This window comes from Pauljensenia sp. 20925_1_34 (assembly GCF_041432775.1).
In the GTDB taxonomy this organism is placed as follows: Bacteria; Actinomycetota; Actinomycetes; order Actinomycetales; family Actinomycetaceae; genus Pauljensenia.
The window spans coordinates 34,093-60,882 of the sequence record NZ_JAPWAG010000011.1 but is presented as its reverse complement, the minus strand read 5'-3'; the positions used below and the strand labels follow the sequence as shown (position 1 = coordinate 60,882).

Annotated in this window: 22 protein-coding genes; 15 read left to right on the top strand and 7 right to left on the bottom strand. The window is 67.8% G+C overall.

Going from position 1 to position 26,790, the window contains the following annotated elements; translation table 11 throughout:
• Nucleotides 1-70: 70 nt before the first annotated feature.
• Genes O3669_RS06030 through O3669_RS06015 form a run of 4 tightly spaced genes read right to left on the bottom strand, consistent with a single transcriptional unit; the run spans nt 71 to nt 4,212 of the window.
• On the bottom strand, nt 71-1,750 hold the full coding sequence (locus tag O3669_RS06030) for an LCP family protein (protein WP_371524013.1): 1,680 nt from the start codon (nt 1,748-1,750) through the stop codon (nt 71-73).
• Nucleotides 1,747-3,072 (bottom strand): LCP family protein, encoded by a 1,326-nt coding sequence (locus O3669_RS06025; protein WP_295966814.1) that lies wholly within the window; start codon nt 3,070-3,072, stop codon nt 1,747-1,749. Before O3669_RS06025 ends, O3669_RS06030 begins: the two co-directional genes overlap by 4 nt.
• On the bottom strand, nt 3,029-3,535 hold the full coding sequence (locus tag O3669_RS06020; RefSeq protein ID WP_295919381.1) for a DUF2304 domain-containing protein: 507 nt from the start codon (nt 3,533-3,535) through the stop codon (nt 3,029-3,031). Before O3669_RS06020 ends, O3669_RS06025 begins: the two co-directional genes overlap by 44 nt.
• On the bottom strand, nt 3,532-4,212 hold the full coding sequence (locus O3669_RS06015; RefSeq protein WP_295919384.1) for a glycosyltransferase family 2 protein: 681 nt from the start codon (nt 4,210-4,212) through the stop codon (nt 3,532-3,534). The genes O3669_RS06020 and O3669_RS06015 overlap by 4 nt, the downstream gene beginning before the upstream one ends.
• A gap of 108 nt (nt 4,213-4,320) precedes the next feature.
• Here O3669_RS06015 and O3669_RS06010 point away from each other — a divergent pair, with 108 nt between their 5' ends.
• The 3 genes from O3669_RS06010 to O3669_RS06000 are packed head-to-tail and all read left to right on the top strand — an operon-like array spanning nt 4,321 to nt 7,077.
• Nucleotides 4,321-4,995: an acyltransferase gene (locus O3669_RS06010; protein ID WP_371524012.1), complete on the top strand. Its 675-nt coding sequence runs from the start codon at nt 4,321-4,323 to the stop codon at nt 4,993-4,995.
• Nucleotides 4,992-6,092 carry a DegT/DnrJ/EryC1/StrS family aminotransferase gene (locus O3669_RS06005; RefSeq protein ID WP_371524011.1) on the top strand — a complete coding sequence of 367 codons (1,101 nt, stop codon included), beginning with the start codon at nt 4,992-4,994 and terminating at the stop codon, nt 6,090-6,092. The genes O3669_RS06010 and O3669_RS06005 overlap by 4 nt, the downstream gene beginning before the upstream one ends.
• Nucleotide 6,093: 1 nt before the next feature.
• Nucleotides 6,094-7,077 carry a Gfo/Idh/MocA family protein gene (locus O3669_RS06000; protein ID WP_371524010.1) on the top strand — a complete coding sequence of 328 codons (984 nt, stop codon included), beginning with the start codon at nt 6,094-6,096 and terminating at the stop codon, nt 7,075-7,077.
• Between the two features lie 955 nt (nt 7,078-8,032).
• Here the strand turns inward: O3669_RS06000 and O3669_RS05995 are convergent.
• Nucleotides 8,033-9,835, bottom strand: a complete 1,803-nt coding sequence (locus O3669_RS05995; RefSeq protein WP_371524009.1) for a DUF2142 domain-containing protein — start codon at nt 9,833-9,835, stop codon at nt 8,033-8,035.
• Between the two features lie 36 nt (nt 9,836-9,871).
• Entirely contained in the window at nt 9,872-11,020 is a 1,149-nt protein-coding gene (locus tag O3669_RS05990) for a glycosyltransferase family 4 protein (protein WP_371524031.1), read from the bottom strand.
• A gap of 91 nt (nt 11,021-11,111) precedes the next feature.
• Between O3669_RS05990 and O3669_RS05985 the strand changes: the two genes are divergently transcribed.
• The 9 genes from O3669_RS05985 to O3669_RS05945 all read left to right on the top strand — a co-directional run bounded on the left by O3669_RS05985 (nt 11,112) and on the right by O3669_RS05945 (nt 20,845).
• Nucleotides 11,112-12,230 (top strand): glycosyltransferase family 4 protein, encoded by a 1,119-nt coding sequence (locus O3669_RS05985; protein WP_371524008.1) that lies wholly within the window; start codon nt 11,112-11,114, stop codon nt 12,228-12,230.
• Complete coding sequence (locus tag O3669_RS05980) at nt 12,227-13,321, top strand: glycosyltransferase family 2 protein (RefSeq protein ID WP_371524007.1); 1,095 nt, start codon at nt 12,227-12,229, stop codon at nt 13,319-13,321. The genes O3669_RS05985 and O3669_RS05980 overlap by 4 nt, the downstream gene beginning before the upstream one ends.
• 110 nt (nt 13,322-13,431) lie before the next feature.
• Nucleotides 13,432-14,706: a glycosyltransferase family 1 protein gene (locus O3669_RS05975; protein WP_371524006.1), complete on the top strand. Its 1,275-nt coding sequence runs from the start codon at nt 13,432-13,434 to the stop codon at nt 14,704-14,706.
• Nucleotides 14,699-15,625, top strand: coding sequence for an NAD-dependent epimerase/dehydratase family protein (locus O3669_RS05970; RefSeq protein ID WP_295918057.1), 927 nt, complete (start codon nt 14,699-14,701; stop codon nt 15,623-15,625). The genes O3669_RS05975 and O3669_RS05970 overlap by 8 nt, the downstream gene beginning before the upstream one ends.
• Nucleotides 15,615-16,583, top strand: coding sequence for a glycosyltransferase family A protein (locus O3669_RS05965; RefSeq protein WP_314768808.1), 969 nt, complete (start codon nt 15,615-15,617; stop codon nt 16,581-16,583). The genes O3669_RS05970 and O3669_RS05965 overlap by 11 nt, the downstream gene beginning before the upstream one ends.
• Nucleotides 16,584-16,614: 31 nt before the next feature.
• Entirely contained in the window at nt 16,615-17,550 is a 936-nt protein-coding gene (locus tag O3669_RS05960) for an ABC transporter permease (RefSeq protein WP_315282157.1), read from the top strand.
• Entirely contained in the window at nt 17,550-18,725 is a 1,176-nt protein-coding gene (locus O3669_RS05955) for an ABC transporter ATP-binding protein (protein WP_314768807.1), read from the top strand. Before O3669_RS05960 ends, O3669_RS05955 begins: the two co-directional genes overlap by 1 nt.
• Nucleotides 18,726-18,858: 133 nt before the next feature.
• Nucleotides 18,859-19,866: a dTDP-glucose 4,6-dehydratase gene (gene rfbB, locus O3669_RS05950; protein ID WP_315282153.1), complete on the top strand. Its 1,008-nt coding sequence runs from the start codon at nt 18,859-18,861 to the stop codon at nt 19,864-19,866.
• 4 nt (nt 19,867-19,870) lie between these two features.
• On the top strand, nt 19,871-20,845 hold the full coding sequence (locus O3669_RS05945; RefSeq protein WP_371524005.1) for a glycosyltransferase family 2 protein: 975 nt from the start codon (nt 19,871-19,873) through the stop codon (nt 20,843-20,845).
• Between the two features lie 19 nt (nt 20,846-20,864).
• On the opposite strand, the gene O3669_RS05940 is transcribed toward O3669_RS05945, so the two are convergent.
• Complete coding sequence (locus O3669_RS05940) at nt 20,865-21,476, bottom strand: hypothetical protein (RefSeq protein WP_314768818.1); 612 nt, start codon at nt 21,474-21,476, stop codon at nt 20,865-20,867.
• 310 nt (nt 21,477-21,786) lie between these two features.
• Between O3669_RS05940 and O3669_RS05935 the strand changes: the two genes are divergently transcribed.
• From O3669_RS05935 to O3669_RS05925, 3 genes are read left to right on the top strand one after another with little or no spacing between them, the layout of a single operon-like run.
• Nucleotides 21,787-22,083 carry a WhiB family transcriptional regulator gene (locus tag O3669_RS05935; RefSeq protein WP_009057337.1) on the top strand — a complete coding sequence of 99 codons (297 nt, stop codon included), beginning with the start codon at nt 21,787-21,789 and terminating at the stop codon, nt 22,081-22,083.
• Nucleotides 22,080-25,244, top strand: a complete 3,165-nt coding sequence (locus tag O3669_RS05930; RefSeq protein ID WP_371524004.1) for a glycosyltransferase — start codon at nt 22,080-22,082, stop codon at nt 25,242-25,244. Before O3669_RS05935 ends, O3669_RS05930 begins: the two co-directional genes overlap by 4 nt.
• The gene (locus O3669_RS05925; RefSeq protein ID WP_371524003.1) at nt 25,241-26,779 is read left to right on the top strand and encodes a DUF5719 family protein; all 1,539 of its coding nucleotides are present in this window, start codon (nt 25,241-25,243) and stop codon (nt 26,777-26,779) included. The genes O3669_RS05930 and O3669_RS05925 overlap by 4 nt, the downstream gene beginning before the upstream one ends.
• Nucleotides 26,780-26,790 lie beyond the last annotated feature (11 nt).

Below are 26,790 nucleotides of genomic sequence, written 5' to 3'. Positions count from 1 at the left end.
CTCGTCCCTTCAGTGAGGGAACGAGGCCGGGATCCTTATGTGCTCGCCTGCCCGCGAGGCAGGGGCGGGCTCAGCCGACCTGGTTGAGGTCGGAGGACGTCAGCTTGCCGGTGCGCAGCTTCTCGAAGAAGTCGGGAGCAGTCTCATCGCGCAGCAGGACCGCCGAGGCGCCCGCGCTGGTCGTGTAGTCAAGGGACTCAATCGGGGGCACGCCCATCAGCTCCTCGGAGGACGCGCTGCGCAGCGCGAGCACGAGCGAACCGACCGTGAAAATCGACGAATCCTCATCGACCGTGAAGGACTTGGAACCTGCGCGCTCCACGTTCAGGGTCCTGGCCGGATTAATCAGGGTCGCGGGCGATGCCGCCGCGGAGACCACCTTGGAGATTACCTGACGCTGACGCTTCGTGCGGCCGATGTCGCCCTCCGGGTCCTGGTAACGCATGCGGGAGAACTGCAGGGCGGTCGTGCCGTCAACCGTATGGCAACCGGCGGTCCAGTTCAGGCCAGAGTACTCGTCGTTCGCGTCGTGGTCGTAGCACAGCTCCACGCCGCCGACCGCGTCCACCATGTCGGGTACCGCGCCCATGCCGATCTGGACGAAGTGATCGACGGTCAGGCCCGTCAGCTTCTCCACGGTCTCAACCAGCAGCTGCGGGCCGCCGTACGCGTAGGAGGCGTTGATCTTGTCCCAGCCCACGCCGGGAATCTCCGCGTAGGTGTCACGGGGGATCGACAGGGCGACGGCCTGGCCGTTAGGCGCGACGTTGACCAGCATGATCGAGTCGGCGCGCTCGGAGCCTTCAAAGCCGTCCTGCACCGCACCGTCCGCGCGCGAGTCCGAACCCGCCAGCAGGTACGTGGTGCCGGGTGTGTCTGCGCTGCCCGTCAGGGCGCTCACGCGACCGATGTTCGAGTTGGCGTCCCACACGAGGAAGCCACCCCATGCGAGGATGAGAACCAGCAGGAGAGACAGGGTCTTGAGGACCAGGTGACGACGGCGCTTGCGGCGAGGCCGCGGGGCCGTCGAGGGAGCGGAGGGCTGCGGCGCGCGCGTCGGTGGTGTGCTAGGCGCGCTCCTATTGACAGTGACCTGATGTCCGCTCGAGCCCGAACCGGGCGCAAAGCTGGGTGCTGCGGAGGTGGGCTGACCCGAACCAGGCGCAAAGCTCGGCGCTGCGGAGGTGGGCTGACCCGAACCGGGCGCAAAGCTCGGCGCTGCGGAGGTGGGCTGACCCGAACCGGGCGCGTAGCTGCGAGGCGCGCCGGTGCGGCCACCGGCGGTGGGAGCAGAGCCGGGGGCGAAAGATGGGGGATTCGGAGCCACCGTGGTCTCGTCGAGGGAGGCAGCGGGACCCGGCGCGACCGTCGTCTGATCACGGGCGGAGTCCGGGCTCGGCGCGATGCTTGTCCGCTCGGGCGAGGACGACGGAGCGGGGACCTGGGGTGAGCGAGGCGAACGCACGGACTTACGCGGCGCGGACCCCGGGGCGAAAGACGGCGGAGGGACCGGCGCGGAGCGCCGCGGGAACAACGACGACGGATCGCGCTGGGGCTGATCCAGGGTGGGCGGCATCAGCGGGCGCGAGGAGTCGGCGCCGTCCTCAGAAATTCTCCACATCTGGGGAGCGATCGCCTCGGGGGGAGGAACAGGCGCGCCGGACGGAGCCTCCTGTCCGACGACGTGCACGTCATCGGAGCCGGGGCGGCGTCGTTTCGGGTTGGGTTGGAATGAGGGAGGAGTGCTCATTTGTCCTTCGGCGGGCAGATAGCGGCGTTCTTCTGGGCGGCAGCCTCGTTGGCCGCGTTGTTCTCAACGGAAGCGGACTGCGCGGTGTTATCCGTCGTGCTCTGAGCGGAGTCCTCGCTCGGGTCCACGGAAGGCGTCGCCGAGGGCGTGGGCGAGGGGGTGGCCTTGGCGGCCGTCGGGTCGGGGACGACCAGCTGCGCGCCGTTACCGTCGGTGTAGGCCGTGCCCACGGGAAGGGCCTGGTCCTTCTTGAGCGCGTTCCACACGTTCGCGGCCATCGGCTCCGAGGGCACGCGGCGGTTAGGATCCCAGTCGGGCTCCACCACCGGCAGCGTCACGAACTGCATGTTCGCGCGGTCTGTCTTGGACAAGACGTTGAGGAGTAGGGACGTGTCCGAGCTGGCGTCACCCAGGTTCTGGGACACGTTCACGGCCTGGATCGCGGCCTGCAGGAAGGTCAGGAGGGCGCCGGAGTCCGTCACGTAGTCCTTGGCTTGGAGCTCGCGCAGCATCGCGGAAATCAGCTGCTGCTGGCGGCCGATACGCGAAATGTCGGAGCCGTCGCCCTGGGCCTTGCGCGAGCGCATGTAGGCCAGCGACTGGGTTCCGTCCAGCTTCCAGCAACCCGCGTCGATGAAGAGACGGGCGGACTCGTCGTCGATGCGCTCGGGGATGTTGAACCAGATGCCGCCCAGAGCGTCGATCATGTTGATGAAGCCCGCGAAGTTAACGACCATAAACGCATCGATCGTCATGTTCGACATCTTCTCGACGGTCGACTTCACGCACGCGATACCGGGGGCGATATCCAGGTCGGTGTTGCCACCGTCGGCGCCATAGAACATGGCGTTGTTGAACATCTCGTTTTCGACCGGATCGCTGGTGGATCCGTCGCGTTGCTTGCACGCGGGAATATCGACGAGGGTGTCGCGAGGAATGGACAGGACCTGGACACGCGAACGGTCTGCACTGACGTGAATCACCATCGTCGAGTCGTTGCGCAGGCCGGGGACCTCGTCCTCGTCACCCGCTCCGATATCGCCGGAGGCACCGTTTCGCGAGTCCGTGCCGACAACGAGGATGTTGACGGCGCGTCCCTCGAAGGAGTCCGGGGTCGCCTTGCTCTGATCGCCCGACACGTAGGCGTTGATGTCGACGACGCGGTTGGCGAACTGGGTGCTCAGGCGCAGGTAGAGGAACCCTGCTGTCGAGGTGACGAAAAGGACACCTGCCATCAGAATGGCAAGTGTGCTGCGCAGGAGGCCAAACCGTCCGAAGTTAACAGCCGAGTGCTGGATCGGTCGCAGATTCACGTAACTCATCACTTGTAACCATATCGTTATCGGACGTATTTGTCGGGGAATGTCGCCGGGAAGCGGCGTGTTCCACTTCCAACTGAGCGCCGCCATCCCGGACTGAGTCGCCGGGAGAATCCGGCACGTTCTCGGGGGAAAGCACCCGTGAGAGGGCAATCGTCCGCGCGAGCAAAGCCATGCGAGCCTCCATGCGCGCCTCTCTCCGGTAGGAGGTTACCATCTGCGCGATGAGTGCGACGACGAGGCCGTAGACAATCAGGTTGACCCCCCGATCGACACCGATGGCGTGAGCTGCCCGGTTCGCCAGGGAGGGCACCAAGATGGCGACGAATGCGGCGGCGACGAGCATGCCGATGCCGATGCGCCGCAACGCGAGGGAGGAAGCAGAAGAGACGGGGCGGACCAGCCACCAGGCGGTTGCGCCCAGGGCGGCCAACAGCAGGACGCGGATAGCCAGGTATGTGCTCATCGTCCCCCCAGCGCCAGGTCGACGACGATGTTGACGGAGTTGAGCAGGGGCTGGCCCTTGGCTCGCGAGTAGTCCGTGTAGGAGATCGTCACGGGATGCTCGGCGCCGCGTAGGCCCGAGGCCGCCAACTGCGAGACGATCTGCGAGGCGTGTGCCATGCGCGCATGGGTTAGGTGCACGTGGGAGAGCGCGTCGGCGCGAATGACGCGCAGCCCGTTGTGCGTGTCGGTGAGCGTCATGCCGGTGCGCGCGCGGGCCGCCGCGGCCCCGAGGCGCAGCATGGCGCGTTTGAGGGAACCGACCTGCGAGGGCACGCCATCGAGGAAACGGGAGCCGAGGACGAAAGCCAGGTCCTCCTCGCGCGCGCGATCAACCATCGCAGCGGCGTCGGCCGGATCGTGCTGGCCGTCCGCGTCGAAGGTGACGACGTAGCGGGCCCCGCGCGCCAGGGCCGCCTCGAAACCGGTCTGCAGGGCCGCTCCCTGGCCGAGGTTGAGCGGATGGGTCGCCGTGTAGGCCCCGGCGGAGCGAGCGATGGCGGCGGTGTCGTCACTCGAGGCGTCGTCCACAACAAGGACGTGGGGGAACGCAGCGCGCACGCCAGTGACGACGCCCCCAATGACGGGGGCCTCGTTATACGCGGGAATCACGACCCACGCGTCCGTACGCTGCTCCATTTCTCCAGTGTCGCACATTGGAGTGTCCGCGCGCCTATAGTGTTGCTATCTGGCGGCCAACGCCTGATCAGTGGGAATGTGCTGATGGGACTACATAAGGGGGATACCATGATCGAGCCCAGCGCCGACGTTGCACCCAGCGCGCAGGTTGCCTCCAGCGCGCGCGTGTGGCATCTGGCTCAGGTGCGCGAGGATGCGCTCATCGGCGAGGAGACCATCGTTGGGCGCGGCGCATACATCGGCGAGGGCGTCGTCGTGGGGCCTCGCTGCAAGATTCAGAATTACGCGCTCGTCTACGAGCCCGCCTCTCTGGCCGAGGGGGTCTTCGTCGGCCCCGCCGCCGTCTTCACGAACGATCACTGCCCGCGTGCGATCAACGCCGACGGAACCCTGAAAAGCGCCTCGGACTGGGAGGCGGTGGGCGTGACCGTTGAGCGCGGAGCCGCCATCGGGGCGCGCGCCGTGTGCGTGGCCCCCGTGCGCATCGGCGCCTGGGCCTCGGTCGGGGCCGGCGCCGTCGTCACGCGCGACGTTGCCCCCTACGCCCTCGTCGTCGGCGTCCCGGCCCGCCGCGTCGGCTGGGTCGGCGAGGCCGGGGTTCCCCTCGTGTCGGCCGATGACTCGCCCGCGCCCGGCAGCGAGGCCGTGGCGCGCACGTGGGTCTGCCCGGACTCGGGCCGACGGTACGTCGAGCGCGAAGGCACCTTGGAGCCTGAGGGAGCCCAGGCCTCGTCCCCGCTCACCACCGCGACACCCGATCCGACCCCTGAGGACGACCAGTGACACGCGCCTTCATCCCGTCTGCCCGCCCGCTCATTGGCGAGGAGGAGATCGAGGCGGTCGCGGCCGTCATGCGCACCGGCATGATCGCCCAGGGCCCGCAGGTGGCCGCCTTCGAGGAAGAGTTCGCCGCCGCGCTGGTGCCCGGAACGCGTGCCGTCGCCGTCAACTCCGGCACCTCCGCCCTGCACCTGGGGCTGCTCGCCGCGGGGATCGGGCCGGGGGATGAGGTCATCGTCCCCTCCTTCACCTTCGCGGCCACCGCGAACTCGGTCGCCATCACGGGCGCGACCCCCGTGTTCGCTGACATCGACCCGCGTACCTACACGCTCTCCCCGGCCGCCGTCGAGGCCGCGGTCACGAGCCGCACGCGCGCCATCATGCCCGTCCACCTCTACGGCCACCCCGCGCCCATGGAAGCCCTCCAGGCGATTGCCGATGCCCACGGGCTCCTCCTCTTCGAGGACGCCGCCCAGGCCCACGGCGCGACCCTGCGCGGGCGAGCGGTTGGCTCCTTCGGCGCGTTCGCGGCCTTCTCCTTCTACCCGACCAAGAACATGACCAGCGGCGAGGGCGGCATGGTCACCTCCACCGACGACGAACTCATCCGCGGCGTGCGGCTCGCGCGCAACCAGGGCATGGAGACGCGCTACGCCAACGAAATCGTGGGCCTCAACAATCGCATGACCGACATCCACGCAGCCATCGGGCGCGTCCAGCTGACGAAGGTCGGCGCGTGGACCGCCCAGCGCCAGGCCAACGCCGCGTTCCTGGACGCCCACCTGCGCGGCGTCACCGTCCCGCACGTCGCGCCCGGAGCTACGCACGTGTACCACCAGTACACGATCCGCGTGGAAGAGGACCGCGACGGGTTCGCCGCCGCCCTGCGCGAGGAGTACGGCGTCGGCTCGGGCGTCTACTACCCGATCCCGAACCACGAGCTGGCTTCCCTGGCCCGCTTCGCCCCCTGTGCGGAGCTGCCCGCCACGCGCGAGGCCGCCGACCAGGTGCTCTCCCTGCCGATCTACCCCTCCCTGACGCCCGCCGAGTTGGAGCGCATCGCCGGGGCCGTCAACGCGCTCGCGGAAGCAGGTGCCTGACATGACGATTCGCCTGGGAATCCTCGGCATCGGCTCGATGGGCCGCCACCACGTGCGCAACGCCCGCGCCACCGCCGGCGTGGACCTCGTGGCCCTCGCTGACCCGGGCGGCGACCGCTTCGGCGTCGCCGGGGACCTGCCCGTCCTGGGCGGCGTCGAGGAGCTCATCGAGGTCGGTATCGACGCCGCTATCATCGCCGCGCCCACCGCCCACCACGAGGAGGCCGCCCTGGCCCTGGCCGAGGCCGGGGTACACACCCTCGTCGAAAAGCCCCTCGCCACGAGCGTGGAGGCGGGCCGCCGCATCCGTGACGCCTTCGCGGACGCGGGCCTCGTCGGTGCCGTCGGCTACGTCGAGCGCTGCAACCCCGCCCTCATCGACATGCGTCGGCGTATTGCGCAGGGCCAGCTCGGCGAGATCGAGCAGATTGCGACCCGCCGTCAGTCGCCCTTCCCCGCGCGCATCAGCGACGTCGGCGTCGTCAAAGACCTGGCCACGCACGACGTGGACCTGGCCGCGTGGGTGGCCGGCGCCCCCTACGAGAGCATCTACGCGCGCACCTCGGCGCGCTCGGGGCGCCCCCACGAGGACATGATGGTCGCCTCGGGCGTGCTTGCAGGCGGCATCCTCGTCAACCACCTCGTCAACTGGCTGACCCCCTACAAGGACCGCACGACCATCGTGACGGGGGAGCGCGGCGCGCTCGTCGCCGACACCGCGATGGGGGACCTGACCTTCTACGAGAACGGCCACGCGCCCCTGCAGTGGGACGCCATCGCCGCCTTCCGCGGGGTGAGCGAGGGCCAGGTCGTGCGCTACGCCCTCACCAAGCGCGAGCCCCTCGCCCTCGAACACGAGCGCTTCCGCGATGCCATCCTCGGCGTGGGCGCCGAGCACGTCACCATGGACGAGGCCCTGGACAACCTGCGCGTCGTCGAGGCCATCCTCACCTCGGCCGCGTCCGGGCACTCCGTCGACCTGTAGGCCAGCGCCCGCTGGCCGAACCCTGGCCCGCACCCGGCCGTGCGGAGCGCTTCTCGCGACGTCGCCGGGGCCCCGCTCGTTCCGCGTCTTTCCCGGCTCTTCGCATGTAAGGGTGTAGGAGGTGTCGGAGTGGGTCGGAGTGGGCCGGAGTGCAGGTGGTGGCGTGGGCGGTGTGCCCATCCTGCCGCCAGTAGGGTCCAGGTGCGCATGGAGGGGTGTGGCGGTGAGTGGTTCGGTGTGCCAGTTCCGCGTTTGTTCTTGTGTGTTGGGGCGCTGCACCCGATCCGTAGGCAATGCACCTCTTCTGTTCGGGTGCACCGCCACGTAACGGGTGCACCGCCACGTAACGGGTGCAGCGCCCCCGTGCTTGTGGCGGTTGTGGCGGCTGTCGGGGTTGTGGGGGTCTTCTGTGCTTGGGTTGTCTTCCGGGCTTGGGTTGTCTTCTGTGCTTGAGTTGTCTTCCGCTTGGGTCTTTGTGGCGTCTCATGTTGTGGTTCCTCAGAAATGTCGCACGTAATTCCCCGACACGTATTTCAAACATTGAAATCGCACCGTTGGAATTCTGCGGTTTTCTCGATACCTATGAAAAGTTAGGGTACCCAAATTACGTGCGAGTTTTGGTTGTTGAGGCTCCCGAGGCGAGCTCCTGTGTTCGGTCGTCGTCCCACGACACTGTCCACAATCCCCGGGACGCTTCGAACACCACCCCCACACCCCACAATGCGAAGAGCCAGAAAAGTCGCACGTAATTCCCCCGGGAGTATTTCAGGATTTGAAATCTGATCGTTGGAATCATGCGGTTTTCTCGATCCCTAAGAAAAGTGAGGGGACCCAAATTACGTGCGACATTGTGGGGGAACTATGTGCGGTGGGTGCAGCCCGCCACGGCCTCGCCTGGGCAGACGAACGCGCCCAGGCAGCCTGCACAGCAGACGCCTGGGCGCGCGAAGGAGGATCAGGCCTCGACGGCCTCGGTTCGGGGCTTCTCGTCGACTTCTTCGCGAGTGAGCAGGAGCCCGAACGTGATGGCCGCCGCGAAGCACACCGTGCCGAGCGCCCAGACCATGTTCGGGCCAACGGGCGCGCCCGGCCACCACCACACGGCCGTCTTGCTCATGTTGAACATGAGGACCGAGGATCCGTGCGTGTAGCGCAGCAGCAGCACGAAGAGCGCCCAGAAATGCGTGCCCACCAGCAGCACTCCCACAGCAGCCGCCTGCGGGCGCGAGAGGGTACGCTCGCGGCGCTCCATCGTCAGCATGAAGAAGAGGAAGACGATCCACAGCGGCATCATGTAGCGAGGCTGGTAGGTCGCGACGTTGTTGAAGCCCTGGAGAATGCCGAGGAGCGTGGGCACGCCCGCCATTGCGCCGACCAGCATGAGCAGCGTCATCGCCTTGCGCCACGACCACGTGCGCGCACCGGCGACAAACACGGCGCCGGCGATCACGAGGCCAACCGTGGACACGGAGCCGTTGTAGTCCACGTCGAGCCAACCCGGACCCCAGCGGTAGCCGTAGAAACCGGCGAGGTACTGGGGCAGGTAGGACATGTTGTCGCCGATCAGTGAGATCAGCGAACGCGGCTCACCCTCCGCCGTGGCCAGGTGGGTGGAGGCCACGTTCGTGGAGCGCATGATGATGATGCCGATGATCGAGGAGACGACGGCGAGCAGCGCCTCGGGCCAACGATCTCGACGCCAGCGCACCGCGAAGGCCAGCGCGGCGGTGACGACGAACAGGAAGAAGGCCGAGTCGCCGCGCGACGTGCACGCCAGGACGGCACCCAGCGCGGCCGCGCCGTTCAGGCACCAGCGGCGCCAGCCGAGCGACTGCGTGGCAGCCCACAGGCCGGCCGCGAACGCGAAGACACCGGTGAAGGCCCACGAGGAGGGGTTGTTGGACGCGATGAAGTAGATGCCCATGGGCGTCCACGCGGCCGGAATCGCCAAGACGTAGCCGCGGCGCATGGCGCTGGGCATGAGCGCGCCGATGGCGCCGATCAAGACGATCGCGATACCAATGTTGATAAGACGCATCGTCACACCCGCCCGGTCGGCGTCGTGGGCGATGAAATGGTGATGGAACTGGTAGTAGCCCCACGGGTAGTTGCCGTCGTCCCACCGGTCGGTGACCATCGTGCGGTCGTCGGAGTTGTTGAGCGCACACACGGCGGAATCCTCGCCGTGGAAGGCGTAGCAAGCGACCTTCGTGGAGGAAACGGACTCGGGAACGACCGGGCCGAACGTGCCGCGGTCCGTGTAGCCGGTCGAACAGCCGGACTCGCTCAGCGGGGGAGGACACCAGATGGAACCCAGGTGATAGTCGTCGTCCGGGGACGCGCCCAGGGGGGAGGACACGGCCCACGCGGCGCCCACGCCGCACACCGATAGGACGAGGCCGATGACGCCAATGATGCGCCAGGCGCGCACGGGCAGCCCGAAGCGGCGCGCGGACGGGGCCGAGTGCTGCGCCGGAGCCGAGTGCTGCGCCGGGGCCTGCCGTGTGCGCTCGTCCTGTTTGGGGCGTTCCTCGCGGGAGGCACGGCCCTGGCGCGCGAGGGCTTCCTCGGGGGCGCTGCGCTCCTCCTTGGCGAGGTGTTCCTCTGTGGCGGGGCGGGCCTCGTCGGTGGGACGAGCCTCGTCGGTGGGACGAGCCGCCTCGCGGGGCGCGTCGGCCTCCTGGGGCAGGTCCGCGTCCGAAGCGCGCTCCTCGCCTCGGGCGAGCTCGGAGTCCTGGGAATGGTCAGATGTCGTCATGGAGAAAGAATCCTTGCTGTGACTGTGCTCCGGGGATCAGCGCCCGGCTGCGGCGCGGAAGGCCTGCGCATGGACAAGGGCGGCGCGCTCCCAGGTGAACTCCTCGGAGCGGGCGATGGCTGCCTGGCCCAGCTGCGCGCGGCGCGCCGGATCGTTCATCAGGTCGGTGAGGGCCTCGGCAATCGAATCGGGTGTGATGTCGCAGTAGGCGACGGCGTCGCCGCCGACCTCGGGCAGGGAGGTCAGGCGGGTGGTCAGCGTCGCGGCGCCGCAGCTCATGGCCTCCAGGACGGGCAGACCAAAGCCCTCGGCGATCGAGGGGTAGGCCAGCACGACGCAGCCGGAGAGGAAACCGGGCAGGTCCTCCAAGGGCAGGTAGCCGGGGCGCAGCACCGTCAGGTGCGAGGGGACCGAGGCCAGGGCGGGGTCGATGTCCTCGTCCCACCCCTTGCCGCCGGCCAGGACCAGCGCGGGCGGGTTCGGCATGTCGGCGACGGCCCTGGTCCAGCCGCGCACCAGGTTCGGCACGTTCTTACGCGGTTCCAGGGTGCCGAGGAAGCCGATGTACTCCTGGCCCTCCAGGCCCAGGGACTTCTTGACGCGGGCGCGCTCGTCGTCGTCGACGGGGTGGAAGATCGTCCGGTCCACGCCGTGGTAGGCGACGTAGAACTGCGAGGCCTGCCCGCCGGCGTACTTGATCGTCTCGTCGCGCGTGGCCTCCGAGGGCACCACGAGGGCCGAAGCGCGGCGGATCGCGCGGCGGATCGCGAAGGTGAAGAACTTCTGCTTCATGCGCGAGTGCGCCTGCGGGTGAGAGAAGAAGGTCGCGTCGTGCAACGTGATGACGACGGGAACGCCCGGGAACTGCGGGCAGGTGTAGTGGGGGGAGTGGAGCACGTCGGGGCGGACCTTGCGGATGAGCGAGGGCAACCCCGTCTGCTCCCACGCGAAACGCATCGGACGAGACTCGAAGCGAGGGGAAATCGGGATAATGCGAGCGGATGGCAGGCGCGTGGCGAAGTGCTCCGCGTCGCGCTCTTGCACCGCCATCGTGAGTTTAACGCCCTGGGCCCCCAGTTCGGGCACCAGATCGTCCACGTAGCGGCCCACTCCGCCGAGATTCGCGGGGATCGCGGTGGCGTCCATGAGGACGTGGACAGGTTTGGACGGCAGGGAGGAAGGCATCATGATCTCCGGTCGTTGCGAGGGGTTTTCTCATTGTATGCCACGACGTGGCCGGGCAGACTCTGACATGCATCTCAACTATCCTGTAGATATGAGTGTGCGCATCGGAATGGTCGTTGAACAGATGTGGCAGCCCGTGCCCGGTGGCTCGGGACGATACATCGTAGAGGTCGCCTCCCGCCTGGCATCCCAGGGGGTGCGCGCCGTGGGTATCGCCGCGCGCCACGGAAGAAACGAGGCCAGCCCCCAGCAGGTGGGACTGTCGATCCCTGTGCTCAACTCCGCGTTGCCGCGCCGGGCGCTGTACGCCGCCTGGGATCGCCTCGCCATGCCCAGCGCGGACCGGATGCTCGGCGTGCGCTCGGGCAGGGGAGCGCAGGTCCTGCACGCGACCACCTGGGCGATCCCCCCGACGTCGCTCCCGTTGGCCGTCACCGTCCACGACGTCGCCTTCCTGCGCGATGCTAGCCACTTCACCGCCCACGGGGCCGCCTACTTTAACCGCGCCCTGGACATCACCAAGCGCCGCGCCGACGCGGTCATCGTCCCCTCCGAGGCCACCGCGCGCGACTGCGTCGAGGCGGGCATCGACGAGTCCATCATCACGGTCATCCCCCACGGCCTGACCCACACGCCCGTCACCGACGCTCAGGTGGAGGACTTCCGCGCCCGCCACGGCCTGGCCCGACCCTACATCCTGTGGGTGGGCACGCGCGAGCCGCGCAAAAACCTGGCGACGCTGCTGCGCGCCTACCGAGCCATGGCCTCGTCCACGGACCTCGACCTGGTCCTCGTGGGGCCCGCCGGGTGGGGCGAAGACCCCGAATGGGGGGACTTGCCCGAGGCGCGCACCCACGTCCTGGGTCGCCTGGACGACACCGACCTGGCCTGCGCGTATGCGGGCGCGCGCGTCTTCACCTTCCCCTCGATCTGGGAGGGCTTCGGCCTTCCCGTCCTCGAGGCCATGGCGCACGGCACGCCCGTCGTCACCTCCGCCGACACCTGCATGGCCGAGATTACGGGCACAGACGCGGGGCTCCTCGTGCCGGCGACCGACCCCGATGCACTCGCGGGCGCCCTGGAAGCCGCCGCGGGACGCGAGCACGACCGCCTGGCCGCAGCCGGCCTCGTGCGGGCCCGCGACTACACGTGGGAGGCCTCCGCGGCCGCCCACTCCCGCCTCTACGAGTCCCTGGCGGTGACCCCGTGAGCGCCCCGACCACCCACAACGCAGCGCCGACGGGACAGGGGAGGGGAGCGCGACGCAGCGCCCGCGTCGTCCTCGTCAACTGGAAAAACGCGCCCCTGACACTGCGCGCCGCCCGGTCGATCGCCCCTCAGCTGAGGGCGCGCGACACCCTGATCCTGGTCGACAACGGCTCGGGGGACGACTCCCTCGACGTCCTGGCCGCGCACCTGCCCGAGCTGCGCGCGCTCGCGGGCGCTGGCCCCGGCTCGAGCGCGCCCGGCGCCGCCGTGGAGATCGTCAACGCGGGCGTCAACGACGGCTTTGGCGCGGGCGTCATGGCGGGGGCGAGCGACCTGCGCGAGGGGGCTCTCGTGCTGCTCAACAACGACGCGACGGTGCGCGACGGCTTTCTTGACGCGCTCCTGGACCCGCTGGCCGACCCAATGGTCGGGGCGACGACCGCCCTCATTCTCCTGGCCGGACGCTACCGCGAGGCGCGCGACGACGAGGCCGTGGCCCTGAGCGGGAACGGTCCCACGCGCTGGGTGCGACTCAGTGACGACGAGGCCCGGGCCGGGCTGGGCGCAATCCTGGTCAACTCAACCGGTAACATCGTGGATTCTTCCGGCAACGGCCAGGACCGCGACTGGCTGGTGCCGGTCGCACAGCTCGCCGCCCCCGAACAAGTCTTCGGCATCTGCGGGGGCGCGTGCGCGATCCGGCGCGACGCCTGGGAGGAAGTCGGCGGCATCCGCACCGACCTGTTCATGTACTACGAGGACACGGACCTGTCCTACAAGCTACGCGAGGCCGGATACGACGTGCGCTTCGTGCGCCAGGCCGTCGTGGACCACGAGCACGCGGCCTCCTCGGACGCAACCTCGCCCATGTTCGCTCGTGTCAACGCCCGCAACCGCCTGATCGTCGCTGCCGAACACGCCTCGTGGCAGGTGATTACCTCGGCGCTGGTGCGCTCCGTCGTGCGAGCCGCGCGCGCCGGATTCCGCGGTCCGGCTGCCCACGGTGTCGCTCAGGGAATCGCCGCCATTCCGGGTGCTTTGCGCCGCCGGCACGCGCGCAATTCGCGCCGAGCCGGCGCTCACCTTCGCTGACTCCTTGTCGCACAGGAAACGCTGAAAAGTGAGTAATGATACAGTGCTGGGGGTAGGGATGGATCACTCCTCGGTCAAGTCCGATCCCCTCAGGCGCTAAACTGTCGAACATGACACAGACGAATCCGCTGGTGCGTAAGTTCGCGAAGGGTGCCTCCTACCTCAAACGACACGGGGGTCGCATGACGGCAGCCCGTCTCTTGCAGGGGCTGGGCAATCAGATTGCTAACTCCGGTAAGGGCAAAGGCAAGGGACAGTACCCGCTTGGGATGCTCGTCAAGTTTGCTGACGCCGCCGCCCTCGACTGGGTGAGCGAGCCTGACTGGAAGAAGGATCCGCGCCCCGTGGGCGAGGGCCCGTACGTGACGGCGTGGATCATGTCGCCCCCCGGGGAGTCCTCCGGCGGACACCAGAACATCTTCCGTTTCCTGTCCTACCTGGAGGCCGCCGGCCACCGGGTCAAGATTTTCCTCTACTGGTCCCAGTCGATTCCCGTCGACGCCGACCGCGTGCGCGACATGATCGATCGCTCCAGCAACTATCCCAACCTCAAGGCGACCTACGCCCTGTACGATCCGGCTGTCGGCGTCGGCGATGACGTCGACGCGATCTTCGCGACCGGCTGGGAAACCGCCTACCCCGCCTACTTGGATCGCTCGCGCGCCCGCCGCTTCTACTTCGTCCAGGACTTCGAGCCCTCGTTCTACCCGGTCGGCTCGGAGAACCAGCTCGCCGAAAACACCTACCGCTTCGGTTTCGAGGCATTCACCGCGGGCAAGTGGCTGGCCACCAAGCTCCACGACGAATACGGCATGACGACCCACCCCTTCGACTTCGCCGCCGAGATGACGCTGTACAAGCGCACGAACGATGAGCGCCGCAAGGACGTTTTCTTCTACGCGCGCCCGGTCACCATGCGCCGCGGATTCGAGCTGGGCTGCATGGTCCTGGCCGACGTCAAGAAGCGCCGCCCCGACATCCGCATCCACATGGCTGGCTGGGACGTGTCGGAGTGGAAGGTTCCCTTCGAGTACGTCAACCACGGTGCCATGAGCCTTGAGGAGCTCTCGCCCCTGTACAACAAGTGCGCGGTCGCTCTGGTCATGAGCCTGACGAATCTGTCGCTGCTCCCCCTCGAGCTGGCCTCGTGCGGCACGATCCCCGTCGTCAACGACGCGCCGAACAACAGGCTCGTCTCCGATAACCCGTGCATCGACTACGTTCCGCTCTCGCCCGGCGCCATGGCCACGGAGATCATCCGTGTCGTCGATGCCCCCGACCAAGTGGAGCGTTCGCGCGAGGCCGCCGCCTCTGCCACCACGCTCAGCTGGGAAGACTCCGGACGCCAGTTCGTCTCCGATTTTGAGGGGGCCATGAATGCCTAACATTCTGGTGGTCGGAGGAAATGGCTTCCTCGGCTCTCACCTCGTGGATGCGCTGGCCGCGCAGGAAGGCACGTTTATCCGCGCCTTCGACATGTTCGGCAACGGGGAGCACTGGAAGGCCTCGGGAGTCGAGGCCTTCGACGGGAACTTCCTGAACACCGACGACATCGCGCGCGCCGTGTCGGGCATGGACGTCGTCGTGCATATGCTCTCCACGACGGATCCCGCGACGGCCGAAAACGACCCGACGCTGGACGTGCGCACCAACATCCAGGGCAGCATCGATCTGTTCCGCGCGTGCGTGGACGCCGGGGTCGGCCACGTGTACTACGCCTCGAGCGGCGGCACGATCTACGGCGACCAGGACAAGGAAAGCTACTGCGAGGACGATCGCACCCTGCCGGTGTCCCCCTACGGCATCGGTAAGCTCACCATCGAGAACTACATGCGCTTCTTCGCGCGCAAGTATGACCTGAAATCGACGTCGCTGCGCATCTCGAACCCATACGGCACGCGCCAGAACCCGCACAAGCGCCAGGGCATCATCCCGATCTTCCTGCGCCACGTGCTCAACGGCGAGGCGCTGACCGTCATGGGGGACGGCTCCATGTTCCGCGACTACATCTACGTGGAAGACTTCGCGACCATCGTCTCCACGATGATCGCGCGCGGTGCCTCGCGTTCCGTCTACAACATCGGATCGGGACGCAAGACCACCGTTTCCGAGATCGTCGCCTCCATCGAGCGCGTCACCGGGACGACGCCCGCGATTGAGCACATCCCCACCCCCTCGACCTACCTGCTCGGATCCGTGCTCAACACGGAACGAGTCAACAACGAATTTGGCCCCTTCACAATGACGCCGCTCGACGAGGGGATCGCGAAAACCTGGCAGGAGATTCAAGCGCATGGTTACTAAATCGGACTACGTGGACGCGAAGGACGCCTCGCTGGACGCCAGCGTCGTCATTCTGACCTACAACGGCGAGCAGCATATCGACGAGATCCTCGCCTCGCTGACCGCCCAGCGTTTCGACGGCACCTACGAGATCCTCGTCATCGACTCCGGCTCGACCGACTCCACGCTCGACCTCATCGCGAAGTACCCGTCCGTGCGCCTGGTGCAGATCCCCAACAGCGAGTTCGGGCACGGCAAGACCCGTAACCTCGGCGCGCACCTGGCCAAGGGCCGCATCGTCGCCTACCTGACGCACGACGCCACCCCGGCCTCGGACAGGTGGCTCCACGAGATCACCGCGCCGTTTGCGATCTCCGACCGCATCGTCGCCGTCATGGGCGCCCAGATCCCGCGCCCGGACGCCTTCCCGCTGCTGCGCTACGAGATCAAGGGCGTCTTCAACGGCTTCGGCCCGGGCTTTGGCACCACCCTGTTCTACGAGGACGACTTCATCCAGGACGAGGGCGTGCGCAACGCCGTCACCTTCTACTCCGACGTGAACTCCGCCGCCCGCAAGGACATTCTCACCGGCGAGGTTCCCTACCGTGACGTCTCCTACGCCGAGGACCAGCTCCTGGGCCGCGACGTCATCGCGGCCGGATACATCAAGGCCTATGCACCGCGCGCCGCCGTCCTGCACTCCAACGAGATGACCGTCTCCGAGTACGACGACCGCATGTTCGAGGAGACCCAGGGCCTGCGCGAGGTCGGCATCGACGTCGCCATGCCCTCGATTCCGACGGTCGTCCGCATGGTCACGACGGGTATCCTCAAGGACGCCCTGCGCCTGGCCCGTGACCGCGAGGTGGGTAAGCGCCGCAAGATCAGCGGTTTCTTCCTCAATCCTGCCTACCACGTGCAGAAGTGGAGGGGCGTGCGCCGAGGTGTTCGCTCCCCGCTCAAGCGCTATGGTCAGTAAGGGACCAGACGGTCAGATATAGTGAGTTGGTATGACTGAATCAACGACCCCTTCCCCCGGGTCCTCGCTCGCACTGCGTGTTGAGCGCATCGAGGCCCAACCCCTGCGAGAGCTGGGTGACAAGAGCGGTCTGGTGGCGGGCACGAAGCGTGCGTTCGTCGACGTCTGGAACCGTCGAGAACTGCTGCGCCTGCTCATCAACCGCGAGCTCAAGGCCCGCTACAAGGACTCGAACCTCGGCTTCGTCTGGTCGCTGTTCAAGCCCCTGTCGCAGCTCCTCATCTACTTCATCGTCATCGGCCAGTTCCTGGGCGCGGCGAGGGGCATCCCGTCCTTCGCGATCTTCGTGTTCACCGGCCTGACGGCCTGGGGCTTCTTCCTCGAGGCAGTCACCGGCGGAACGGGATCAATCGTCGCCAACTCCGGCCTGGTGAAAAAGGTCTACCTGCCACGCGAGATTTTCCCGCTTTCGACGCTGGGAACATCCGCCGTCAACTCCGCGATTCAGCTGGCCATCCTGCTGGGCGCGATTGTTGTGACGGGCTCTCTCCCATCGGTGGCGCAGCTGGCCTACCTGCCCTTTGCTCTCATCGTGTTGGTCGTCTACGCGACCCTGTTCGGGCTGCTCCTGTCCGCGCTCAACGTCTACATGCGCGACATCCAGCACCTCATCGAGGTCATCACCTTCCTGGCGTTCTGGGCCTCGCCGATCGTCTACTCCTACAGCTACGTGCAAAAGGCTCTTGAGACGAACTACCCGATCGCGCACGAGATCTACCTGTCCAATCCCGTGACCTTAGCGATCCTCGGATTCCAGAAGTCGCTGTGGGCGGCTGGCGTCGACCAGCCCTACCCCTCGCACCTCATGATCCGCCTGGTCCTCGCGGCGCTTGTTGGCGTCGTCCTGATCTTCGGGGCGCACCGTGTCTTCGCTCGCCTCGAAGGCAACTTTGCTCAGGAGCTGTAATGTCAATGCCTGAAGTCGTCCGCGTTCAGGACGTTTCCAAGGTCTTCAAACTTCACCGGGACACCTCGGTTAAGGACCGCGTGCTGCACTCCTCGCGCGCGCGGGTGGAGGAGTTCCACGCCCTCGACAACGTGAGCGTGGACGTGCGCCTCAATGAGTCCGTTGGCCTCATGGGCCACAACGGCTCCGGCAAGTCCACCCTGCTCAAGATCATGGGCTCCATCATCCGCCCGACCAGCGGCCGCGTGACCACCCGCGGGCGCATGGCCGCGCTCCTCGAGCTCGGCGCGGGTTTCCACCAGGACCTGACGGGACGCGAAAACGTGTTCCTCAACGCCTCGATCCTGGGCATGACGCGCGCGGAAACCGAAGCCGCCTTCGACGACATCGTCGCCTTCTCCGGCATCGAACAGTTCATCGACACCCAGGTGAAGTTCTACTCCTCGGGCATGTACGTGCGCCTCGCCTTCGCGGTCGCCGTCCACTCCGACCCCGACGTCCTCCTCGTCGATGAGGTCCTCGCGGTGGGTGACGAGCCCTTCCAGCGCAAGTGCATGGACAAGATCCATTCCTTCCAGACCGAGGGACGTGCCATCGTCCTCGTGTCCCACTCCGCCGAGCAGGTCGAGTCCGTGTGTACGCGCGGCGTCGTCCTGGACCACGGCAAGCTCGTCTTCGACGGCTCGACCTCGGATGCGGTGCGCATCCTGCGTGAGGGATTCCAGCGCGACGCGCTGGCCGCCCCCGTGCACACCGAGGAAACCGGCTTCATCACGATCCGCGACATTTCCATGACGGACCAGGGCGGCGAGCCCATCCGCGTGGCGCACACCGGCGACACGATCTGCATCCGCATGGACCTGACCGCCTCCAAGCGCATTGAAGACTGGGTGACCGCCTTCTCGCTGGATACCAACCTGGGTCAGAAGCTGCACTACTACAACTCGCGTAACTCCGGTGCGACCCTGCCCGCCATTGAGGGCGACGCGACGGTGATCATCACCGTGCCGACCCTCACCCTGGGCGAGGGCATGTATCGGATGAACGTGTCCATCGACGACGCCGGCGGGCAGCCCTTCGCTCAGCGCGACGGCGCCTGGGACCTCGTCGTTCAAGGAAATGGAATCGGCTCGGGACCCGTGGCGCTGGATTCGTCCATCGCCGTCGAGTCCTAACGCGGCGCCTGCGCCAACCTGCGACCTGCCCCGCGTTTATGACCGTGCTGACGTACGGCATAATGGTGGCAGAGTCGATCGCACTCGACAACACAACCCGACACGCCCCTCGGGCGCGCAAAGGAGAAAACCCATGAAGATCGTCGTGACCGGCGGCGCCGGCTTTATCGGAGCGAATTTCGTTCATACGCTCCTCGAGGACCACCCGGACGTCGACGTCGTCGTCCTGGACAAGTTCACATACGCGGGCAACCGCGCGTCCCTGACCGACGTTCCCGCCGAGCTGGCGTCGCGCCTGACCGTTGTCGAGGGCGACATCGCCGACGCCGATCTGGTCGACGGCGTCGTGGCCGGGGCCGATGCGGTCGTCCACTTCGCCGCGGAGTCCCACAACGACAACTCGCTGCTGGACCCCTCGCCTTTCATCCAGACGAACCTGGTGGGCACCTTCACCCTGCTGGAGGCCGTGCGCCGCCACAAGGTGCGCTTCCACCACATCTCCACCGACGAGGTGTACGGCGACCTGGAGCTGGACGATCCCGCGAAGTTCACGCCCACCACGCCCTACAACCCCTCCTCGCCCTACTCCTCCTCCAAGGCGGGTTCGGACCTGCTGGTGCGCGCCTGGGTGCGTTCCTTTGGCGTGGAGGCCACGATCTCGAACTGCTCGAACAACTACGGCCCCTACCAGCACATCGAGAAGTTCATCCCGCGCATGATCACGAACCGCCTGCGCGGCGTGCGTCCGCGCCTGTACGGCGACGGCCTGAACGTTCGCGACTGGATCCACGTGCGCGACCACAATACGGCCGTGTGGGACATCCTCATGAAGGGCCGCATCGGCGAGACCTACCTGATCGGCGCGGACGGCGAGACCAACAACCGCGACGTCGTGGCCATCCTCAACGAGCTGATGGGCTTTGCCCCCGACGATTTCGATCACGTCAACGACCGCCCGGGCCACGACCTGCGCTACGCGATCGACAACTCCAAGCTCGTCACCGAGCTGGGCTGGCAGCCGCAGTTCACGAACTTCCGCGACGGCCTGGCCGACACAATTGCCTGGTACACCGAGAACGAGGCCTGGTGGGCCCCGCTGAAGGAGGCCGTCGAGGCCAAGTACGCTGCCGAGGGGCACTGATCCCTTGGGCAACGTGACCCGAGACGACGGGAGGCCTCGTCCCCGCGTCACCGTCCTCATGGCCACCTATAACGGGATGGCCGAGGCCGGGGCGTGGCTCGACGAGCAGGTGGACTCCGTGCTCGCCCAGGTGGGCGTGGACGTCCGCCTCGTCGTCTCCGATGACGCGTCGAGCGACGGGACCCGCTCCCACCTTGAGGAGCGCGCCGCGTCCGATCCGCGCATCACCGTGCTGCCCCAGCGCGACGGTCAACCCGGGGTGACGGGTAATTTCCTGCACCTGTTCACGACGCACGTTCCCGACGGCTCCTACGTGGCCTTTACGGATCAGGACGACGTGTGGCACACGGACAAGCTGGAGTCACAGCTGGCCCTGATGGACTCGACGGGGGCGGATGTTGTGTCCTCCAACGTGACGTCCTTCGAGTCCCTGCCCGGTGGCGGTGTGGGGGAGCGCCACCTCATTCGTAAGTCGCAGCCGATGCGCGACTGGGATTTCCTCTTCGAGGCCGCCGGTCCCGGCTCGACGTACGTCTTTTCTCCCCAAGCGCACAGCGCCCTCGTGGAGGTCATCAACCGTTTGGACTACTCGCGCATCGGCGTGCACGACTGGTACGTGTACGCCCTCGCGCGCGCGATTGGTCTGACCTGGGTCATCGGCGAGGAACCGACCCTGGAATACCGCCAGCACGGGGGCAACGTCCAGGGAGCCAACTCCGGGTCCGGCGCGCGCGATGCGCGCATGGAGAAGCTGCGCAACGGCTTCTACCGCAACCAGTTCATCCTGACGGGACGCGCCGCTCTGCAGGTCGGTGCCTTTGACGCCCCGCGTCGCATCGAGCTCGCGCAGATCCTGCGCGAACTCGAAGCTGACAGTCAGTGGGCGCGCCTGCGTTTCGCCCTGCGCTACCGCCAGATCCGGCGCGACCGCCTCGAGGGCATCAAGCTCGCGGCCGCCAGATTCTTGCGCGTCTGGTAAGCGCCGGGGCTGCCCCCCGCTAGCGGGCGTAGCGGGCCAGCCCCGCGTCCACGGCCTCGGTGGTCACAATCTGCGCAAGCATCTCCGGCGAGACCTGCGTGGGGTCGATGAGCACCACGGAGCGTCCCGCCATCCACTGATCGAGCACCTGCCCGGCACCCGTGCGTCCCTCCCACAGCAGTGCGACGCGACCTCCGCTGAGGTTCGCGGGCGCGCGCAGGCCAGCCAGGGCCTCGTCACGGGCATCGGCGAGCAGGTCGGGTGTGTCGATGATGAGGGAGTCGGGCTGCATCGCGATTTCCGCCAGGGCGTCGACGGCCCCGCCGAGCTCGCCGTCCCACGCGACGGACAGGTAGGTGGGGGACTGGGCCAGGACGTGCGCTCCCGCCTCGAGGGCGGCTCTCGCCTCGGAGTCCACGGTGTTTGTGACCAGGAGGTCGCCGGGCAGCGGTCGGCGCGTGTCGAGGAGCTCCCAGCCCATTGCGCGCGCGGCGATCTGCCAGAGGGCATCCTGCCATGGCTGAAGAGTCGTGTAGATGCGCGTCGGTGTCGGTTCGCCCGCGCCGAAAAGGTCCGCGGCGAGCTCGGTTGTCAAGTAATTAGCTACCTTTGAGAGCCATTTGCTGACCACGGGGCCGCCCAGCTCAACGCGCTCTTTACCATACTGGGTCAGAGCGGGTCCTGACCATCCGTTAACCACGCCGATGAGCGAAGAGAGCCTGGTCACATTATTGTCGGGAAAATTGCTCATGGTTGAGAGTATATCGAAGGTCCCAGGCGTTCTAAGTATCGGGTAACTGTGAAGGCCTTACAAAAGTGCAAGGATCTACCGGCGGGTCAGGTGCTAATCTTAAGGTCTCAATAACGCGAAACCGCTTGACTTCCTGCAATGACACGCGTGTAATTCTCGTATTGATCGATTCGTTATAAGGAGTCTCCGCATGTGGAACATCTTCGGTGACGGACCCCTCGAGTGGTCCGAGGACGCCGATGCGGCGCTGTACGCCCGCGTTGACGGCCCCCTTGCGTGGCAGCAGCATGCGCTGTGCGCGCAGACGGATCCCGAAGCTTTCTTCCCCGAAAAGGGCGGCTCCACTCGCGAGGCCAAGGCTGTTTGTCAGGCCTGCCAGGTTCGCGAAGACTGCCTCGAGTACGCGCTCGCGAACGATGAGCGTTTCGGCATCTGGGGTGGCATGTCGGAGCGCGAGAGGCGGCGCTTGCGCCGTATGGCCGGTTGAGTCCCGCTACTCGCGCCGTCGGCGCCATCCTTGTCACGAAGGGGGATGCGCCGCTCACCCAGTCCGTTTTACGGGCCATCGAGAATCAATCGGTGGCCCCGGATTCGTTGACCATCATCGACGTTGCAGGGCGTCATGTCACACCGTTCCCCGCTGACCTCGTGCCTCAGGGTGCAGAACTTGTGCGCGTGGGCCGCGCACGCACCCTCGGCGGCGCCATCCGTCGCGCGCACGCGCAGGGCGCAGCGTTCGCCTCCGCGCCGTGGTGGTGGATCCTGCACGACGACTCAGCACCCGAGGCCGAGTGCCTGAGCCAGCTTGTCCAGGCCGCGGTCGTGGGCAAGACCGTCGGGGCCGTCGGCGCGAAACAGATCAGCTGGGACGGGACACGCCTGCTCGAACTCGGTATCTTCGCGACCTCGAGCGCACGCCGCCTCGAGCGGATCGGCGACGATGAAATCGACCAGGGCCAGTACGACGGCACGACTGACGTCCTGGGCGTCGGTACCGCCGGCATGCTCCTCCGCGCAGAGGCATACGAGACCATTGGCGGATTCGATCCCGCCCTCGGACCCTTCGGCGATGGCCTGGACATGGGTCGGCGCCTCCACCTGGCCGGCTACCGCGTCATCGTGGCCCCCCGCGCACGCGTTCGCCATGCCCGTTCCTCGATGACTCCCGGGATCGACCCGACCGAGGCCTCGTTCCTGTCACAGGATCACGAGGACCCCGAGGCCGTGGCTCGCCTGGTCGCCGCGCAGGCGAAGTCCTTCCGTCGGCGCCGCTACGCCCAGATGTACAACTGGTGCAAGGCTGTGCCCGCCCTCGTTCTTCCTTTCCTGGCACTGTGGCTGCTCGTGTGGACCCCTGCCCGCGCCCTCGGTCGCTTTATCACGGGGCGGGCCGCCCTGGCCCTGCCCGAAATCGCCGCACTGCTCTCCCTGATGGCGGCCACGCCGCGCCTGCTGGCCGGGCGAGCCCGCTCCGCTCAGTCGCGCACGGTCCCCCGATCCGCCCTGCGCGCCCTCGAAATCACGCCTGCCTCGCTGCGTAAGGAACCGGCCGGGGGCGAGGAGGACGAGCACGGCGAGCGCATCGACCCGCTCATCCTCGCGTCGATGCGTTCCTATCGCATCCGCTCTGTCTCCACTGCCGTCGGCCTGCTCGCGCTCACCTCGCTGATTGCGGGCATCCAATGGTGGGGCTTCGCCTCCGGCATTGTCGGCGGCGCGTGGACCTCGCTGCCCTCCTCGTGGTCCGAACTGTGGGCCGCCGCGTGGGCCGGGTGGATACCCGGCGGCGACGGATATGCCGGGGGAGCGGACCCGCTGACCATCCTCATGGCGCTGCTGAGCGCTCCCGTGGCCCCATTCGGCGTCACTCCTGGCGCGGTCGCCACGACCCTGCTCGTCGCTTCCAGCCCGCTGGCCGCGATCCTGGCGTGGGTGCCCACACGCTCGCTCACCTCGTCTCTGCGCGTGCGTTTCTTGGTCTCCCTGGCCTGGGCGCTGTCTCCCGCCCTGTTGCTCAGTGCCGCGCACGGCTCGCTCGCCGGAGCGTTGGCGCACCTCGCGGTGCCCGTCCTGGCCGCCTACTGCGTGCCCGCAGCCCCGCCGCTGATGGTTGCCGGTGCTTCGGGCGTCGCCGCCGCGCCAGTCAACCCGCGAACGGTTAACGCCGGATGTGCGGGCCTGTCCCTCCTCGTCCTGGCGTGCTGCGCGCCGTGGACGCTGCCCCTCGGCCTGGCGGCCCTCCTGTGGCGCGCCCGCCGCAGCGCCGTCGTGGCCATGCCCGCCGCGGTCGTCCTCGCGCCCACCTACGTCTCGATCATTGCCCACCCGTCTGCCTGGGTCGCCCTGGCCTCCACGAGTGGGGGAGTGCACGCGTACACGCGGGCCAGCTCCTGGTTCGCCGCGCTCGGCATGCCCGCCGCGCCACAGGACAGCTTCGAAGCGATCGCCTTCGGCGTCCTCGGCGGCGCCGTCCTCGCGTTGGCGCTTGTAGCGGCGGCACGCCACCGCTCTCTTCGCCTGATCGCCCTGGTCTGCCTCGGCCTCGTCGCCGCAGCGTGCGGCTGGGCCGCCTCCCACGTCGGCGTCGGCCTGGACGGTGCCCTCGTGGCCTACGCGTGGACGTCGCCCGCATTCTCGCTCTCCTTCGGCGCTTTCCTCCTGGCCGCCACGCAGGTGGGTCGCAGCGCAGCCCAGGACGACGAGGACTCCCACCAACCTGCGTGGGATGCCTCCGGCGGTCTGGTCCTGCGGGCCGCGGCAGTGCTCGCCTGCTGTGTCCTCGTCGCGGTGGGCGCCACCCACGCCGCAGTCTCCTTCGCGAGCCGCGCCGACGCCTCGGAGACACCGACCTACGCGCTCGCCCAGCGTGAAACCGTTTCGCCCGTGGCCACCCCCATTATTTCCGCCGTCGGCTCCCAGGCACAGCGTTCGCCACGTGCCGGGCGCGTCCTGGTCCTCGACGGCGATCCCACGAACGGAGCTGTCGACGCGGCCCTGTGGCGCGGCGCGGGACCGACCCTGACCGATTCCTCACCCACCGTGCGCGCACTCGCTCTGGCGCGCGCCCGCTCCGGTGCGAGCGAGGGAACGGTGGCCGACCCGGCGGCGCAATCCCTCGCGCAGGCCGCCTACACCCTGGTGGTCTACCCCGACGACGCGACCGTGGAGACGCTGGCCGCCCACGACGTCGACACGATCCTCGTGCCCGACGGTGCCAGCGGCGCCCAGGCGCTCGCATTTGGCCTCGATCGCGCGGCCGGGCTGGAAAAGGTCGGCGCGACCAACAGCGGTACCGTGTGGCGCGTGCGCCCGAGCGGTGTCAAGCCCTCGCGCGTGCGCGTCGAATCCGCCGGTGGCGTCTTCACGGACGTGGGAGCCTCCCAGCTGCGCGTGGACGGCGAGGTCAACGCGATCGGCACGCTCGTCCTCGCCGAACGCGCCGACTCCGGCTGGTACGCGAGCGTTGACGGAACTGCCCTGAGCGCCGTCGAACCGGCAGACGGCTGGGCGCAGGCCTTCGATATGCCCGCTGCCGGGCACCTGACTGTCACCTACAGCGCCTGGTGGATTATTCCCTGGCGCATCGGTGCGGGCATCTGCCTGGTGATCGCGGCAGCCAGCGCCCTATCCGTGTGGAGGAAGAGATGACAACGCCTCGCAACGCGACTCTGGCCACGCTCGGAGTCGCCGTGATTGCCGCCGCCGCGCTGGCCACGGGCTCCCTGCTCATCGACCCTGCGCCCACGACCGTTGGTGGCACCGCGCAGAGCGCGCACCCCTCGCAGGTGGAGCTGGCCTGCCCCGCGGGCCTCGTCGATCCATTCGATACGTCCAACGTTGCCCGAGCCGCGACCTGGTCTTCGCTGTCTGCCTCCCCGATCACCCCCGCTCCCGACTCGATCACCGGCACCGGTGGAACCATTCCGACCGGTCTGACGCTGGTCGGGCAGGGCGGCGGCGAACTGGCGGGCCTGAGTGCGGTTGGCTGCGCCGCGCCCCGTACCTCCCAGTGGATCGCTGCGGGGGCCACGACCTCGGGCGCCGACATGGTCCTCATCCTGTCCAACCCAAGCCCCACGGCCTCGGTCGTCTCCATCGACGGCTACGGCGCCTACGGTCCCCTCAACGCTTCTCCCCGCCAGGTCACGGTGGCCGCCAACTCGGCCGTGTCCGTGCTGCTGGCAGGCTGGTTCCCCGACGAGAACTCGCTGGCCATCCACATCCAGGCCGACGGTGGGGGCATCGCTGCCTGGGCGCAGGCCTCCCTGATGGACGGTGAGATTCCGCAGGGAGCCACGCTCGCCTCCGCAGTCGTTCCCTCGACCACGCAGACAATCCTCGGGGTTGACCCCAAGGGCACGTCGCTGCTGCGCCTCGTGTCCCCTTCCGGTGACGCCCACGTGAACGTATCCGTCGCCGACTCCACGGGCGTGCACCCGCTGGGCGGTGGCGAGGCCACCGTCGCCGAGGGCTCGACCTTGGAGATGCCCCTCGACGGCGCCACCAAGGATGCCTCTCCGATCGCGCTGATCGTGACCTCTGACCGTGAGGTCGTCGCGCAGACGACGACGATCACGCTGGGCTCGCCGTGGGTCGAGCGTGCCAACGCCTGGATCATGCGCTCCAACGCCGTCCCGGCCACGACTCTGACGCAGGCGGCGATCCCCGGTCGCTCGTCGCTCGAGGCCATGGCCACCCAGCAGCTGTCTGCCGCCCCGATCCGTCGCACTGCCCTGGAGACCGAGTCCGGCGTGAACGGGACTCGCGCGAGGCTGCTGCTGTACGCTCCCCTGAGCCCTGACGACGAGGCCGTTGCCCAGGCGGGCGATGACGCGGCGCAGTCCGCGGCTCCCGCCCCCACGGCCACGCCCAACATCTGGGCCTCGCCCTCGCCCAGCGCCACGACGAGCGGTGAGGTGGGCGACGCGCAGTCCACCGGCACCAGTCCGTCCACGCCCGGGGCCATCGCCGTTAACGTCGCGGGAAGCACGGTCTACGTGGCTCCCGGCGTGCCCACCCTGGTCGAGCTGCCCGAGGCTGCGGGACAGCTGAGCGCGGCATCGCCGATTCAGGCCGCCGTCGTCATCTCGGCCGATACACCCGTGGGTCGGATGACCACCACGTGGAACGTGGGCACCGAGGGCATTAGCGCCGTCAACGGATCGATCCGCGCCACCAATTAAGACTCAGCCGG

Excerpts from the sequence above, each read along its gene's own strand:
- O3669_RS05990 (WP_371524031.1), bottom strand. The coding sequence starts at position 11,020 with ATGCCTTCCTCCCTGCCGTCCAAACCTGTCCACGTCCTCATGGACGCC.
- O3669_RS06000 (WP_371524010.1), top strand. The coding sequence starts at position 6,094 with ATGACGATTCGCCTGGGAATCCTCGGCATCGGCTCGATGGGCCGCCAC.
- O3669_RS05970 (WP_295918057.1), top strand. The coding sequence starts at position 14,699 with ATGCCTAACATTCTGGTGGTCGGAGGAAATGGCTTCCTCGGCTCTCAC.
- rfbB (WP_315282153.1), top strand. The coding sequence starts at position 18,859 with ATGAAGATCGTCGTGACCGGCGGCGCCGGCTTTATCGGAGCGAATTTC.
- O3669_RS06015 (WP_295919384.1), bottom strand. The coding sequence starts at position 4,212 with ATGGAGCAGCGTACGGACGCGTGGGTCGTGATTCCCGCGTATAACGAG.
- O3669_RS06025 (WP_295966814.1), bottom strand. The coding sequence starts at position 3,072 with ATGAGTTACGTGAATCTGCGACCGATCCAGCACTCGGCTGTTAACTTC.
- O3669_RS05925 (WP_371524003.1), top strand. The coding sequence starts at position 25,241 with ATGACAACGCCTCGCAACGCGACTCTGGCCACGCTCGGAGTCGCCGTG.
- O3669_RS05965 (WP_314768808.1), top strand. The coding sequence starts at position 15,615 with ATGGTTACTAAATCGGACTACGTGGACGCGAAGGACGCCTCGCTGGAC.
- O3669_RS05985 (WP_371524008.1), top strand. The coding sequence starts at position 11,112 with ATGAGTGTGCGCATCGGAATGGTCGTTGAACAGATGTGGCAGCCCGTG.
- O3669_RS05955 (WP_314768807.1), top strand. The coding sequence starts at position 17,550 with ATGTCAATGCCTGAAGTCGTCCGCGTTCAGGACGTTTCCAAGGTCTTC.
- O3669_RS05975 (WP_371524006.1), top strand. The coding sequence starts at position 13,432 with ATGACACAGACGAATCCGCTGGTGCGTAAGTTCGCGAAGGGTGCCTCC.
- O3669_RS06020 (WP_295919381.1), bottom strand. The coding sequence starts at position 3,535 with ATGAGCACATACCTGGCTATCCGCGTCCTGCTGTTGGCCGCCCTGGGC.
- O3669_RS06010 (WP_371524012.1), top strand. The coding sequence starts at position 4,321 with ATGATCGAGCCCAGCGCCGACGTTGCACCCAGCGCGCAGGTTGCCTCC.
- O3669_RS06030 (WP_371524013.1), bottom strand. The coding sequence starts at position 1,750 with ATGAGCACTCCTCCCTCATTCCAACCCAACCCGAAACGACGCCGCCCC.
- O3669_RS05960 (WP_315282157.1), top strand. The coding sequence starts at position 16,615 with ATGACTGAATCAACGACCCCTTCCCCCGGGTCCTCGCTCGCACTGCGT.
- O3669_RS05935 (WP_009057337.1), top strand. The coding sequence starts at position 21,787 with ATGTGGAACATCTTCGGTGACGGACCCCTCGAGTGGTCCGAGGACGCC.
- O3669_RS05995 (WP_371524009.1), bottom strand. The coding sequence starts at position 9,835 with ATGACGACATCTGACCATTCCCAGGACTCCGAGCTCGCCCGAGGCGAG.